This is a genomic window from Enterococcus devriesei (assembly GCF_001885905.1).
Classification (GTDB): Bacteria; Bacillota; Bacilli; order Lactobacillales; family Enterococcaceae; genus Enterococcus_A; species Enterococcus_A devriesei.
Window position 1 is genome coordinate 103,670 of record NZ_JXKM01000005.1, and the last position, 13,838, is coordinate 117,507.

Sequence of the window (13,838 nt, forward strand, 5' to 3'; positions counted from 1 at the left end):
AGCTTTATAATTCAGTTGCGATTAGAATTTTTTCATCGCTTGTAACAGGTGCTTCTTCAATCAGCGAATCGACTTGGAAATCAGTAGAGTTCGTTACGATGATTGGTGTTTGAACTTCATAACCAGCTGCTTTGATTGCCTCTACATCAAATTCCATTAACAGCTGACCTTTTTTGACACTGTCCCCTTGCTGAACATGACTAGTAAAATATTTCCCATCAAGTTGGACCGTGTCGATTCCAATATGGATCAACACTTCGGTTCCAGCTGTACTGATCAATCCAATCGCATGTTTTGTTGGGAACAATAAACTAATTTGACCGTCAAATGGAGCGACTAATTTTCCTTCACTCGGATCAATCACAACGCCTTGACCCATCATTCCTTCCGCGAAAACGGGATCTTTAGCACTACTCAATGGGTGCAGCATGCCAGCAATCGGCGCAAATAATTCGACAATTGCACCTGATTTTTTCGGTGTATCGTTACCTAGCGTTGGAACATTGGCTTCTTCCTCTCGATCCAATTTATTGAACAATCCGATACGACGGAAGGTCAAAGTTAATAGGAATGGTACCGCGATAGCGATAATCATGCCAATGGCGAAGATTAAATAATCTTGCGGACGAATCGCTAGGATACCCGGCAATCCGCCGACACCAATCGATAATGCCCGAACTTTGAACAACGTAATGAACAAGCCGGCAATTCCACTACCGATCATCGCCGCGATAAATGGATACGTATATTTTAAGTTAATCCCAAACATCGCCGGCTCAGTGACACCTAACCAAGCAGAGATTACAGATGGAATCGAAACTTGTTCTTCTTTTTTATTACCACGGTGAGCAAAAACTACGGCTAAAACAGCCGCACCTTGTGCGATATTTGATAAACAAATCATCGGCCACAGATTTGTTGAGCCGAAGTCAGCAATTAGTTGCGAGTCAATAGCTAAAGTGGTGTGATGCAACCCTGTAATAACCAGCGGTGAGTACAACGCTCCAAAGATACCACCGAACAACCAACTAAAGCTGGACGTTAAACCGGCATTTACAACAGCGGAGATTGCGGTTCCAATTTTCCAACCAATTGGCCCTAAAATAATGTGAGCGGCTAAAATCGTTGGGATCAAAGAGAAGAATGGGACGAAAATCATAGAGATTGCTTCTGGAATATGTTTCCGGAAGAAACGTTCTAAATAAACTAATAGAAAACCTGCTAACATCGCTGGAATCACTTGGGCTTGATAACCGATTTTATCAACGGTGAAAAAGCCGAAATCCCAAGTCCAATTTTTCGCGATTTCTGCGGCAGTCGTGCCATTTACAGCATAAGCATTCAACAGTTGTGGGGAAACTAACGTGATCCCTAGAACAATTCCTAAAATTTCGGTGGCGCCCATCTTACGCGCAATGCTCCATGTGATGCCCACTGGTAAGAAATGGAAGATCGCTTCACCAGGCAGCCACAAGAAACCATTCACACCGTTCCAAAAAGTGGAAGCCTCAACAATCGTTTGACCGTCTAACCAACCCATTGGCACTGCTTCTAAAATATTACGAAATCCTAAAATCAAACCGCCGACAATAATTGCTGGTAATAATGGGGTAAAAATTTCTGCTAATACGGTAATGGCGCGTTGGACTGGATTTTGATTTTGCTTCGCTGCGGATTTTGCTGCTTCCTTCGAAACACCTTCGATCCCGGCTTTTGCAATAAATTCATTGTAAAAAACGGCAACATCATTGCCGATAATGACTTGGAACTGTCCGGCGTTGGTGAACATTCCTTTGACGCTTGGAATATCGTCGATTCGATCTTCATCCGCTTTCTTTGGGTCATTCAAGACAAAGCGCATCCTAGTGGCACAATGAGTCACTGCGGAAATATTTTTCTTGCCGCCAATCGCGGTTAATAATTCCTGGGTGTCCTTTTCATATTTTCCCATCTTTTTTCCCTCCGTTGTTTAACTTGTATGGATAAGTTCGGTTGCTATCTTTACTATAAAGGTAATCAAGCTTTTTGTAAATCGCTTACATTTTTGTTAAATGTTTTTTTATTAGAATAATTTAATTTTAAACAATGATAACAGATTTTATAAAAGAAATATTTGTATTGATATTACCCACCTGTCGGCAAACTACCCAACAGGTTTTATATAAAATAAGAATTCTCTCATTTTTATTTTCAATCTCAGTCGGAAAGCGTTTTACTTTTGATTTTTTCCTTTGTATACTTGGAATACTGATACGGACAAGTTGGAAAAGTCGATTTTTTTCTTTCACTTATTCGCAAAATTAAGTAGGAGGTTGGAATGAAAAATTACGAAGTCATCTATCAGACGATTGAACGAGGAATTTTAAAAGGGATCTATGAGGCGGATTCCTATTTACCTAGTGAAAATAAATTGCGTCAAACCTATCATGTCTCCCGCGACACAATTCGTAAAGCCTTATCTCTTTTAATGGCCAACGGCTATATTCAAAAAATCCAAGGTAAAGGCTCACTTGTTTTGAAGCGAGAGCAATTGCGATTCCCTGTTTCTGGTCTGACCAGCTATAAAGAACTGCAAAATTCCTATGGCTACGAGAGCCGCACTGAAGTGGTTAGCTTAAAAAAAATTACGATTGATGAAAACGCCACACGCGTGACTGGCTTCGAAGCCGGCGTCGTTTGTTGGGAATTGATTCGCACCCGAGCGATCGACCAGAAGAAGGTCATTCTTGATAAGGATCTACTTTCAACCGCGATTGTCCCAGAGCTGGATACCGAGATCGCCAAAGATTCTATCTATCGCTATTTCGAGGATCAATTACACTTGAATATTTCTTTTGCAGAAAAAGAAATCACGATCGACTCATTGACTGAAGAAGATCGCGATTTATTAGATTTGAATCAACAAGATATTAATATCGTCAGCGTCAAAAGCCGAGTCTTTACTAGTGATGCCCGTCAATTTCAATATACTGAAAGTCGTCATCAAGTCGATAAATTTCGCTTCTTTGATTTTGCCCGCCGTCACCCATCGACTATGTAAAAAGAGGCCGTGACAGAAATGTTCGGCTTATTTCCGAAGAAGCTGCTTCTGAAACACCATTTATTCCTAAAAAGAACCTGTGACAGTAACTTTGTCACAGGTTCTGCTTTTTTATTTTGTTGAACCTTTTTCAAAAATACCATGTGGTAGTTCGATGGTTTTTTGTTCGATCTCTTCTTTGTTCATCATCTTAGTTAGCAGACGCATTGCCACCGCACCGATATCATATAACGGTTGTGTCACACTGCTTAGACGAGGACGAGCTACTTCTGTTAGCAATGAATCATTGCTTGTAATGATCTCGAAGTCTTCAGGAACTTTGATGCCTTTATCGATTAAGCCGTCTAATAAGCCGATTGCTAATTCATCGTCGGTTACATACGCTGCTGTTGCACCGCTGTTTAAGATACGATCAGTTAAAGCCAAGCCTTCTTTAAAATTGTAAGGTGCTTCAAAAATCAAACCTTCGCTATAGTCCAAACCATTGTCTTTCAAGGCTTCCTTATAACCGCCCATACGTGCTTGTCCATTGATTGGATCAATCAAGGCTCCACTGATGAAAGCAATTTTTTTGTTGCCGTGTTTTGCTAATAGATCAATTGATTCCTTCGTTGCTGCTGCATAATCAATGTTGACACTGCCAACTTGTTCATCGGGATCAATTGAACCTGCTAAAACGATCGGTGTTTTTGAACGAGAAAATTCTGCACGAATCTCATCAGTAATACGATGACCCATGAAGATTACGCCATCTACTTGCTTCGCTAACAAATTATTTAATACATTCACTTCTTTTTGCGCTTCGCCGTCAGAGTTGGCTAAGATAATGTTGTATTTGTACATTGTAGCGATATCATCGATCCCACGAGCCAATGATGCAAAGAACATGTTGCTGACATCTGGGATAATAACCCCAACCGTCGTTGTCTTTTTACTTGCCAAACCACGAGCGACTGCATTAGGACGATAATCTAAGCGTTCAATAACTTCTAACACCTTTTTGCGTGTTGTTGGTTTTACATTTGGGTTGCCGTTGACCACACGAGAAACGGTTGCCATTGAAACATTTGCTTCACGGGCAACATCATAAATCGTAATTGTTTGTTTTTCCATGGATATACTCCTTTGAATTTGTTTTCAGAAAATATCATTTACATTTCTAAAAGATAATAGCACGTTGTTTCACGTATTGCAACCGTTTTACACTTTTTTTCTTAAATATCTGTAAGCGTTTTATTAGAATCATTTTCCATTAAACTTTAGTAGTGTTACAATTATTATATTGCTAAATGAAAGAAGGATGTTTAATGAACCACGAAAAAGTTTTAGAACTGCGTAAATGGATGGAAAAAAACAATGTAGATTTGGCTTATATTTCTGATGCTAGCCACATTTGCTACTTCTCCGGTTTCGATAGTAATCCGATGGAACGGGTCTTAGCTTTGTTCATTCCAATCGAAAAAGATCCATTTCTTTTTGCTCCCGGCTTAGAAGTCGAAGATGCCAAGGCAAGCAGCTTCGAGTATGATGTCGTAGGCTACTTAGATAGCCAAGATCCTTTTGCGTTAATCGTAGAAGAAATCAAAAAACGTTATGGTGCTCCTAAAAAAATGGCACTAGAAAAAAATCAATTAGTCTTAGATCGTTACTTGCGTTTAAACGAAGCCTTTCCGGCAACTGATCTTTCAGCTGACTTAACTCCGTTAGTCCAAGAGTTACAATTGTATAAGACTGAGGAAGAATGTCAACGCTTGATTGAAGCTGGTTCAACTGCCGATTTAGCTTTTGAGATTGGTTTCAGACATGTCAAACCAGGTGTGACTGAAGAAGAAATCGTGGCAGAGATCGAATATGAACTAAAGAAAAAAGGCATCAAAGAAATGTCTTTCCCAACCGAAGTATTGGCTGGACCAAATGCGGCTAGTCCACATGGTACTCCAGGAAAAAATACCTGCAAAGAAAATGAATTAGTATTATTTGACCTAGGAACGATCGTTAACGGGTATTGCAGTGATGCGACACGAACTGTCGCTTGTGGCAAACCAACCGATCATCAAAAAGATATTTATAACATTGTTTTAGAAGCCCAATTAAAAGCGCAAGAAGCTGTAAAACCCGGAGTAACTGCTGGGCAACTCGACAAAATCGCTCGTGATGTGATCGAAAGTCACGGCTACGGTGAATATTTCAATCATCGGCTTGGCCATGGCATCGGTACTACAATTCATGAATATCCGCAAATCGTTGGTGGCAATGACTTGGAGATCAAGGAAGGTATGTGCTTCTCAATCGAACCAGGAATCTATCTGCCAAATGATGTTGGTGTTCGTGTGGAAGACTGCATCTTTGTAACGAAAGACGGCTGTGTACCATTTACGAAGACTTCAAAAGACTTAATTATTCTATAAAAAAAATGGCTCTCGCAATCGAGAGCCATTTTTTTATTCAGGATTATTTTTTTCAACTTCTTCTTTTAATTCTTCTTTAACTTCAGAAAAGTCGGTCTGATTCATTTCTTTGGCTTTATCTGCTAACGCTTCGGCTCCCTCTGAGACCGTTTCAGCAGCTTCTTCTTTGCTTTCTTTTGCATCGATGATAATATCATCTGATGCTTCTTCAGCAACGTCCTTCGCGTCATTAGCTGCTTTACGGAAACGATCGGATAAATCCGAGCTTTGACGTTTCAAATCTTCTAACGTATCAGAAGTGATGTCATCCATTTCATCGGCTGAATCACTGACTTTATCTTTGACGTTAGCTGCCAAATCACTCGCTTGCCCGCCTAAATCAGAAGCACGATCTTTCACGATTGAGCCCATCTCATTCGTCTTGGTAACAAAATCATCCGTGTAATCCGAAGCTAAGTCTAACCAATCATCTGCTTTCTTCGCTAAATCATCACGCATTTCTTTTCCTGATTTTGGTGCTAATAATAATGCTACGACCGCTGCTGCTGTTCCGCCAATCAAAGCACCGGTTAAAAATTTTCCGCGTTTTGCCATTCCTATCCCTCCGTTTTAGTGGTAGATTTACGATGTCTAAAGAATTTCAACGTAGTTTCTCCTACTTTACCAGCCACACCGGCCTTCGCTGCGCTCTTTCCAACGCCGCCAACTTTACCAGCGAGGTTTCGACTCGTTGTATTCAGATCAGAAACACTCTGACTCAAGTCCGCCACTGCTGTAAACAATGGATCGATTGTTTCCACTTTACCATTAATATCATTCAACAAGTGGTTACCCTTTACTAATAAGCCTTCTACTTGTTGCATCAGCAAATCGACATCTTTAGTGAGAACATCGATCGTTGTATTCGCCTCAGTCACCGTTGTTTCAACCTTTCCAACGGTTTTAGAAACTTGGCTCAAGACCCGAACTAAAAAGATTACCAGTACAACAAATGCAAGTGCCGCAATAATTGCCGCTATGCCGCCTAAACTCATTTAATCGCCCCTCTCTTTTTCACTTATTATGCTAACTTAAATTATACCATTCTCATGGATTTTAATGAAAGAGAAAGAATTACAATCAAATAAGAAAAAGAAAAAGTATCTCAATTAACATACTTGAGATACTTTTTCTAAATTCTGTACAATACCCTGATAAAAAATTTCTAAATCACTGATCAGCTCCGCTTCAACATAAGGCTGACCATTAAGACGATCGACTTGTCCGCAAAAATAATTAGTCATAATCCGTTCGATTTGTTCGATCTCTTCATTATTCAGCGGCCAATCAACAAAAATTCGTTTGAAGGCAGACTGCAAAAAATGAGAAATATTTTTTTCGTACAATTCTAAATAGTCATTATTATAAAAGGCTGTAAAAAAGACAGACTGCTCATTGGCATAATTCATCCACGTTTTCCCTAACTCTAAAAACGCCCCCATTTTGGCACGCCCCATTAAAGAATCCATCAGCTCTTCACGAAACTGCTGCATAGCTTGGTGAATGACTGCCTGCCGTAATTCTGTTACGCTACCTGTATGCGTATATAAAGAAGGCGATTTTACATCTAAACGTTCCGCAATTTTATTTAATCTCAGACCATTGATACCAGATTCGCAGACTAACTCCATCGCACATTGTATGACGATTTCTCTATTTAATCGAGTGGTTCTCATTGCATCTCCTTTCTAGTTATTCATTCCAATTTTTATTATATAACAAAATAAAAAATATTTTTTATTTGATTTTTTGATAATTATCATTCGAAAACATAATAATAAATCGATTTAAAATAACAGCTAAAATAAAAAACGCAGAATCACTTCTGCGTTTTTGGTGTTACTTTTTTGGTTTGTTATCACCACTTAATTCTTTCCCTAAAGCAATGATGTAATCGTGTAATTTATCTTTAATCTCTGGATGCTTCAAGCCGTATTCGATGCTAGTGGTCATGAAACCAAATTTATCGCCGACGTCAAACCGTTTGCCGGTAAATTCTTGGGCAAAGACGCGTTGGGTTTTGTTTAGCGTATCGATTGCATCGGTCAATTGGATCTCATTGCCTGCACCAGGTTTTTGCGTCGCCAAGACATCAAAAATTTCAGGTGTTAATAAATAGCGGCCAATGATCGCCAAATTACTTGGCGCTTCTTCTGGTTTTGGTTTTTCAACAAAGTTTTTCACATTGAACAAGCCTTTAGAAACCTCTTCACCAGGATTAATAATTCCGTATTTTGAAGTTTCAGCTTCAGGTACACGCATCACTGCAATCGTTGAAGCATGGGTTTGCTCATAGTCATTCATTAATTGTTTTGTTAATGGCACATGATCCTCCATCAAATCATCGCCCAACATAACGACAAAAGGTTCATTGCCGACAAAAGCCCGGGCTTGTAAAACAGCGTGCCCTAAGCCCATTGGATGGGATTGGCGAATAAAATGTAAATTCACATCTGTGGTTTCTTCCACTAATTTCAATAATTCGGTCTTGCCTTTTTCTTTCAGATTCATTTCTAATTCAATGTTTGAGTCAAAATGATCTTCGATTGGGCGTTTTGCTTTGCCTGTCACGATTAAAATATCTTCGATTCCAGATTTTAATGCTTCTTCTACAATAAATTGAATCGTTGGCTTATCAACAATTGGTAACATTTCTTTCGCCATTGCTTTTGTTGCTGGCAAGAATCGAGTGCCCAATCCCGCCGCTGGAATAACTGCTTTTTTTACTCGCATAAGTCCTGTCCCACGCTTTCTTTTATAATGTAAATTCATTTTCAAACGTACCTTCACGCATCATCAAATCGCGACACGCTTGACGTACATCTTTATCATTATATAAAACATCATAGATCATTTCCGTGATTGGCATGCTGACATCCATACTGTCAGCCAACTCTTTCGCCGCCTTCGTCGTTGAAACACCCTCGACGATCATCCCCATGTTGTCTAGCACTTCATCTAATTTATGGCCTTTGCCTAATAGATTACCAGCTCGCCAATTCCGTGAATGAACCGACGTACAAGTCACGATCAAATCACCGACACCGCTCAAACCGATAAAGGTCAATGGATTTGCCCCCATTGCGACGCCTAACCGGCTGATTTCCGCTAAACCTCGTGTCATGATTGCCGCTTTGGCATCATCCCCATAATTAAGTCCAGCTAAAGCGCCGGCGCCTAATGCAATAATATTTTTTAAAGCCGCGCCCATTTCAACCCCGATGACATCTGGATTGGTATAAATACGTAAATATTCATTCATAAATAATTTTTGAACATAGGCTGCTAAGGCTTCATCTTCATTAGCCGCTGTAATTGTAGTGATATCATGGACCGCTACTTCTTCTGCGTGACTTGGACCAGATAAGACCACCACACCTTGACGACGCTCCTCAGGAATTTCTTCTAATAACACTTCAGAGATTCGTTTATGGCTGCCTTGCTCCAAACCTTTACTTGCATGAATAATCACTGGCTGGTTCTCAGCGACTTTGGCAAACTCTTGAGCGACTGAACGAATGGCCTTGGTTGGGACGACAAATAAAACCGCATCCGCATCTTTAACTGCATCCTTCAGATTTTTTTCTCCTTTGATGCTTTCAGGAATTTTTAAATCGGGTAAATAATGGCGATTGGTGTGATATGTATTGATCTCATCAATCTGTGCCTCATGATTTCCCCAGATGGTTACTTCATGTCCGTTTTCGGCCAAGGTTTGCGCCAATGCCGTTCCCCAAGAGCCCGGTCCTAAAACTGCAACTTTTTGCTTCACAGAGATTTCCTCCTAATTAATAATGTAGACAGTTTCTCTACCTAATTCTTATTTTAATACTTGCTTTCAGCTAAGAAGATCTTCTCAAGCAATTGAATCTATCATAGCATACTATAACAATGCCTGATTGACTCCTTGATTTCTTTCATAAAGTTTAACAGTCGGATTTTTCTTACGACGATAATAAAACAATGTCAGAGCACCGACAAAAAGAATCAGTGACAACATTTGCGATACTCGAATACCGCCAAACAAATATAAGCTGTCGGTCCGCATACCTTCGATAAAGAAACGCCCAAAGCTGTACCAAGCCACGTAGCCTAAAAAGATCTCGCCTCGTTTAAATGTCCATTTCTTTCGCAGCACAATCAGCAGGATAAACCCGATTAAACTCCATGTCGATTCATACAGAAAGGTTGGTTGACGAAAAGCCCCGTCGATATACATATTGTTAATGATAAATTGTGGCAAATGCAGCCCTTCTAGAAACCGTCGTGTTGTTTCGCCACCAAATGCTTCGTGATTCATAAAATTGCCCCACCGACCTAACGCTTGGGCAAACAACACGCCAGGTGCCACCACGTCTAAAAACAGCCAGGGATCAATAAAATGATGCCTTGTGTAAACGATTAAAACAATCGCCGCAGCAATCAACCCGCCATAAATCGCTAAGCCACCGCTGCGGGTGTTAAAAATTTGAATTGGGTCAGCCAGATAGGGTCCAAGATCGAATAAGACATAATATAAGCGTGCCCCGATAATCGCGATCGGCAATGCCCACAAAATAAAATTCGTCATGTCGTCTTCTTTTAAACCGACTCTTACTGCTTCACGATTCGCCATCCACAAGGCGATTGCTATCCCGGAAACAATGATGATCGCATACCAATAAATTTGAAGACCAAACAATTCAAAGGCCACGCGATTTATTTGTGCTACCATACTACTGATCCGAGTTTTCTTCGATTAATTGGGTAAGCCGATCTTCAAAGGTCTTCGTTGCATCGTAACCCATCGTACGTGCACGGAAATTCATCGCCGCCACTTCAATAATGATGGCAACGTTTCGCCCAGTTTTCACTGGAATCTTGACTTGTGGGATTTTTACTTCCGCGATTTCTACTTCAGTATTACCGCTGCCTAAGCGATCATATTTTTTATCTTTCGACCAGCTTTCCAAATAAACAACTAATTGGACTGGCATGGAGCCGCGCACTGCACTGGCGCCAAATAAATTCATGACATCAATGATACCGATCCCGCGAATCTCGATTAAGTGCTGCAAAATTTTAGGTGGTTCGCCGACAAGGGTCAGTTCATCTTGCTGATAAACATCCACACGATCATCCGCGATCAACCGATGTCCTCGTTTTACCAACTCTAACGCGGTTTCACTTTTCCCGATGCCGCTGTCTCCTTGAATCAATACACCTAACCCATAAACATCGACTAGCACACCATGAACGCTGGTACGTGGAGCTAAGCCGCCATTTAGAAAGCTTGAAATTTCACCTAATAACCGTGAGGTGGAAATCGGTGAGCTTAACACTGGAATATTCCGTTCACTCGCCGCTTCGATCATTTCCTTTGGCGGTGTTAGCCCCCGAGAAACGATAAAGGCTGGTGTATCATCGCTACACATCCGACGCAGTACCATTAAACGCTCTTCCGGCATCATACGTTCCGCGAAGGTAATTTCTTTATTTCCAAAAAGCTGCAGGCGATCATGGGAATAATAATTAAAATAGCCGGTCAATTCTAAACCCGGACGAGAAATATCGCCGGTAGTAATAACCCGCTCTAGACTTTCTTCATCACCTGTCACTACTTCTAACGAAAGTTTTTCAACAAGTTCTTTTACTTTTACTGTTTCAGCCATCTAATCCCTCTTTTCTACACTTCCGCTCTATTTTATCATTTTATCCAAAGAGTGACTAGGTTCAGCTAGGCATATCAGATAAGAATCATAAAAGGCTTTACAAAATGTTAACGAAACCTCATAAAACGTGGTGAAGCAGAGAATTAAATTACAAAAAAAGCCACTCGGAACCTAACCTAATTAGAGAAAATTATCTTCATCACGCATACGATCGGACTAAACTGTCTAATAGTTAACTTGGTGATAACTCATTATTAGCTTTTATTCATGATGATACTGCCAAAAGTCCGACTCGCAAAAAAAGATAGGTGATTGCTCACCTATCTTTTGTCTGCGTATTTATCTATATTATGGTCTGAGACGATCGCGTTGACGAGTGCCATCGCGACGGCGACCAGAATGGAAACGGTAAAACTAGAGAATCCGAAGCGGAAGTTTCCTAGTACGTTAGAAGTCAATTGCAACATACCAGCGCTAATCACAAAGCTGAAAAGTCCAAAGGTCAATATGTTCAGCGGCAGTGAAAGCAGGATTAAAATTGGTTTCACTAAGGCATTTAAAATTGAAAGGACAAAGCTTGCGAGAATAGCCATTGTAATACTTTCCACAAAAACTTGGTTAGGAAAGAGCACTGATAAAGAAATGAAGATCAGTGAATTAGCTATTACGCGCTGTAGGTAGGTCATTAAAAGTCGCTCCAGTCGTCATCGTCGAGCTTATCCGCTTGCTTACGCTGGCGGGACGATTTTTTCTCATAGTCATTGTAATTATTGTTGCCATAATACGGATTGTTATGTCCATAAGAATCACGGCCTTTTGGTCCAGCTGGAATCACTAATGCCAGCAAAATATACAGAATAACTGGCGCGCCGATAAAGCCGAGACTTAAGAAAACATAAATCACACGCACGATTGTCGGATCAATCCCGAAGTATTCGGCGATCCCTGCTAGGGTACCGGTCAGTACCACATTATTTCGTGACTTTTGTAATCTCTTTCGCATATGAATCTTCCTTCCTTATTATTCCCTAGTTGTCAAAATCTTTCAAGAAAATGCTGCCGGTCGTTGTAGAGACATCGATTTGTGCCATCTCATCGGCAACGCGACGGAATTGCAATAAGCGATTCGTCTTTTCTTTCTTCTCTCTGACTACTTCATAATCAGATAGCCGGTCGTTGATACTGCCTAAGCTTGTTTTTGCTAAGCCTTCTAAACCAATGGTCTTGTTCAAGGATACTTTCACATTCCCATTGACTGAACTTGCTTTGATTTTTTGTAACGTGTCATGGCCCGCTGTTAATTTTACATCGCCATTGACTAGTGAGATCCCATAATTTTGAATAGCTGCTTTGGTGGTGATACTACCATTGACTGTTTCAATAATGGAATCTAAGATTTCACCTTCGCGAATCTCAATGTTGCCGTTGACACCTTGAATTTCTAACATGGTTGCGTTGATTTGTTTGAAGCTGATATTGCCGTTGGTTGATTTCGCATATACATCTTTTGCGTCCATCGCTTCAACATTCAAATCACCATTCAATAATTTTACAGCTACGTGATCGTAAGTCCGTGTTGGTAAATAGAAGACCAAGTCGGCTTGTACCCGTTTGTTCGGGATTTGGAATGAGATATGATCTTCATCCACTTCGATTTGGCTGCGTTCCATCAATGACTGTAATGGCGTTGCTTCGTTCATTTTACCATAAAGCTTGATTTTCGCATCGACTTTGATGTCTTTTTCATCCCAAGCCTTTAAGGTCACTTTACCGTTAGCCAATTTGATATCGATCAAGGTTGGTTCAACGTCTGTGTATAAGAATTGGTGTTCAAATTTAGAAGTAATCAGGCCAGGAACTTTGACATTAAAGTCTTTCCAGTCAACATTTTCTTCTACTGTATCTGAGACTGTCTTGAAGGTTTTCTTCATTAGACGGCCTAATTGAATCCCGGCTTCACCCAGTTTTTCACCAACTTGCGAGAAAGTTTCGGTTGCTTGATCTTTCAAATCATCCGGAATATCGAAACGATTGCGGCTGCGGTTCTTACGACCTTCGTTTTGATCTTCTTGAACATTTTTCAATTGTTCTTCTTCAGCTTTCGCTTGACCTTCCAAATCAACGACCTGCGCTTCTAAGTCTTTGATTTCTTCTTCCACAGTCTTGCGAATGTCTTCATCTTCATCTGCTAAAGAATCCAACTCTTCCTTCGTGTTCAATTCCATCAAAACTTCTTGTTTCTCATGGAGCTCCGCCTTCAACTCATTCTTTTGTTGATTGATTTCATCGATATGAGCAGAGATGTGGTTGGCTTCTGTTGCTAAATCATCAAAGTACGCCTCCAGATCTTCCAAGTCCTGTTCTTCAGATCCATTGGCTTCTTTTTCATTTTCCCAATCATCTACCAAATTGGTTGCTTGGTCTCGATGATAAGAATCCACTTTGTCAGCAGCTTGTTTGATCTGCGCTTCATCTTTCGCCTTGGCCATACTTTCTAATAAATCTAAACCTTCTTCAGTTGATAAAATTCCTTTTTTAACTAATTCTAAAATACGTTGTCTTTCATTCATAGAAATTGCCTCCTTCAAAAAGCAAATACCTTACTTTTGTTTACATTCATATTATGCAATGTTTTTATAGATTTGTCATAGGACTAAAGACCCATCTTTTTATCCGACTTCCTGAATAGATTGTTGCTTC

The 13,838-nt window shown here is 40.3% G+C and carries 14 protein-coding genes; 2 read left to right on the top strand and 12 right to left on the bottom strand.

Features of this window, described 5'->3' with window-relative positions; genetic code table 11:
- Window positions 1–4: 4 nt before the first annotated feature.
- A complete protein-coding gene (treP, locus tag RV00_RS08905; RefSeq protein WP_071862258.1) occupies window positions 5–1,951 on the bottom strand; it encodes a PTS system trehalose-specific EIIBC component in 1,947 nt (648 codons plus the stop codon).
- Window positions 1,952–2,317: 366 nt separating this feature from the next.
- On the opposite strand from treP, the gene treR reads away from it, so the two are divergent.
- Window positions 2,318–3,040 carry a trehalose operon repressor gene (gene treR / locus RV00_RS08910; protein ID WP_071862259.1) on the top strand — a complete coding sequence of 241 codons (723 nt, stop codon included), beginning with the start codon at window positions 2,318–2,320 and terminating at the stop codon, window positions 3,038–3,040.
- A 111-nt stretch (window positions 3,041–3,151) separates the two neighbouring features.
- On the opposite strand, the gene ccpA is transcribed toward treR, so the two are convergent.
- Window positions 3,152–4,153 (bottom strand): catabolite control protein A, encoded by a 1,002-nt coding sequence (ccpA, locus tag RV00_RS08915; protein ID WP_071862260.1) that lies wholly within the window; start codon window positions 4,151–4,153, stop codon window positions 3,152–3,154.
- A gap of 194 nt (window positions 4,154–4,347) precedes the next feature.
- Between ccpA and RV00_RS08920 the strand changes: the two genes are divergently transcribed.
- Entirely contained in the window at window positions 4,348–5,448 is a 1,101-nt protein-coding gene (locus RV00_RS08920; RefSeq protein WP_071862261.1) for a M24 family metallopeptidase, read from the top strand.
- 33 nt (window positions 5,449–5,481) lie between these two features.
- Here RV00_RS08920 and RV00_RS08925 read toward each other — a convergent pair whose 3' ends face one another.
- The 10 genes from RV00_RS08925 to liaX form a co-directional block, all read right to left on the bottom strand.
- Window positions 5,482–6,042, bottom strand: coding sequence for a YtxH domain-containing protein (locus tag RV00_RS08925; protein WP_071862262.1), 561 nt, complete (start codon window positions 6,040–6,042; stop codon window positions 5,482–5,484).
- Between the two features lie 2 nt (window positions 6,043–6,044).
- A complete protein-coding gene (locus tag RV00_RS08930; protein ID WP_071862263.1) occupies window positions 6,045–6,482 on the bottom strand; it encodes a DUF948 domain-containing protein in 438 nt (145 codons plus the stop codon).
- A 114-nt stretch (window positions 6,483–6,596) separates the two neighbouring features.
- Window positions 6,597–7,163, bottom strand: coding sequence for a TetR/AcrR family transcriptional regulator (locus tag RV00_RS08935; protein ID WP_071862264.1), 567 nt, complete (start codon window positions 7,161–7,163; stop codon window positions 6,597–6,599).
- Between the two features lie 163 nt (window positions 7,164–7,326).
- On the bottom strand, window positions 7,327–8,220 hold the full coding sequence (galU, locus tag RV00_RS08940) for a UTP--glucose-1-phosphate uridylyltransferase GalU (protein ID WP_071862379.1): 894 nt from the start codon (window positions 8,218–8,220) through the stop codon (window positions 7,327–7,329).
- Between the two features lie 22 nt (window positions 8,221–8,242).
- Window positions 8,243–9,259, bottom strand: coding sequence for an NAD(P)H-dependent glycerol-3-phosphate dehydrogenase (locus tag RV00_RS08945; protein ID WP_071862265.1), 1,017 nt, complete (start codon window positions 9,257–9,259; stop codon window positions 8,243–8,245).
- Window positions 9,260–9,370: 111 nt separating this feature from the next.
- Window positions 9,371–10,201 (bottom strand): prolipoprotein diacylglyceryl transferase, encoded by an 831-nt coding sequence (gene lgt, locus RV00_RS08950; RefSeq protein WP_071862266.1) that lies wholly within the window; start codon window positions 10,199–10,201, stop codon window positions 9,371–9,373.
- A 1-nt stretch (window position 10,202) separates the two neighbouring features.
- Window positions 10,203–11,138 (bottom strand): HPr(Ser) kinase/phosphatase, encoded by a 936-nt coding sequence (hprK, locus tag RV00_RS08955; RefSeq protein WP_071862267.1) that lies wholly within the window; start codon window positions 11,136–11,138, stop codon window positions 10,203–10,205.
- Between the two features lie 320 nt (window positions 11,139–11,458).
- Window positions 11,459–11,824 (bottom strand): phage holin family protein, encoded by a 366-nt coding sequence (locus tag RV00_RS08960; RefSeq protein ID WP_071862268.1) that lies wholly within the window; start codon window positions 11,822–11,824, stop codon window positions 11,459–11,461.
- Window positions 11,824–12,141, bottom strand: a complete 318-nt coding sequence (locus RV00_RS08965) for a PspC domain-containing protein (protein ID WP_071862269.1) — start codon at window positions 12,139–12,141, stop codon at window positions 11,824–11,826. The genes RV00_RS08960 and RV00_RS08965 overlap by 1 nt, the downstream gene beginning before the upstream one ends.
- Window positions 12,142–12,166: 25 nt before the next feature.
- On the bottom strand, window positions 12,167–13,708 hold the full coding sequence (gene liaX / locus RV00_RS08970; protein ID WP_071862270.1) for a daptomycin-sensing surface protein LiaX: 1,542 nt from the start codon (window positions 13,706–13,708) through the stop codon (window positions 12,167–12,169).
- Between the last annotated feature and the right edge of the window lie 130 nt (window positions 13,709–13,838).

Coding starts and splice junctions, on each gene's coding strand:
- hprK (WP_071862267.1), bottom strand. CDS start 11,138: ATGGCTGAAACAGTAAAAGTAAAAGAACTTGTTGAAAAACTTTCGTTA.
- galU (WP_071862379.1), bottom strand. CDS start 8,220: ATGCGAGTAAAAAAAGCAGTTATTCCAGCGGCGGGATTGGGCACTCGA.
- treP (WP_071862258.1), bottom strand. CDS start 1,951: ATGGGAAAATATGAAAAGGACACCCAGGAATTATTAACCGCGATTGGC.
- RV00_RS08935 (WP_071862264.1), bottom strand. CDS start 7,163: ATGAGAACCACTCGATTAAATAGAGAAATCGTCATACAATGTGCGATG.
- ccpA (WP_071862260.1), bottom strand. CDS start 4,153: ATGGAAAAACAAACAATTACGATTTATGATGTTGCCCGTGAAGCAAAT.
- RV00_RS08920 (WP_071862261.1), top strand. CDS start 4,348: ATGAACCACGAAAAAGTTTTAGAACTGCGTAAATGGATGGAAAAAAAC.
- lgt (WP_071862266.1), bottom strand. CDS start 10,201: ATGGTAGCACAAATAAATCGCGTGGCCTTTGAATTGTTTGGTCTTCAA.
- treR (WP_071862259.1), top strand. CDS start 2,318: ATGAAAAATTACGAAGTCATCTATCAGACGATTGAACGAGGAATTTTA.
- RV00_RS08925 (WP_071862262.1), bottom strand. CDS start 6,042: ATGGCAAAACGCGGAAAATTTTTAACCGGTGCTTTGATTGGCGGAACA.
- liaX (WP_071862270.1), bottom strand. CDS start 13,708: ATGAATGAAAGACAACGTATTTTAGAATTAGTTAAAAAAGGAATTTTA.
- RV00_RS08960 (WP_071862268.1), bottom strand. CDS start 11,824: ATGACCTACCTACAGCGCGTAATAGCTAATTCACTGATCTTCATTTCT.
- RV00_RS08965 (WP_071862269.1), bottom strand. CDS start 12,141: ATGCGAAAGAGATTACAAAAGTCACGAAATAATGTGGTACTGACCGGT.
- RV00_RS08930 (WP_071862263.1), bottom strand. CDS start 6,482: ATGAGTTTAGGCGGCATAGCGGCAATTATTGCGGCACTTGCATTTGTT.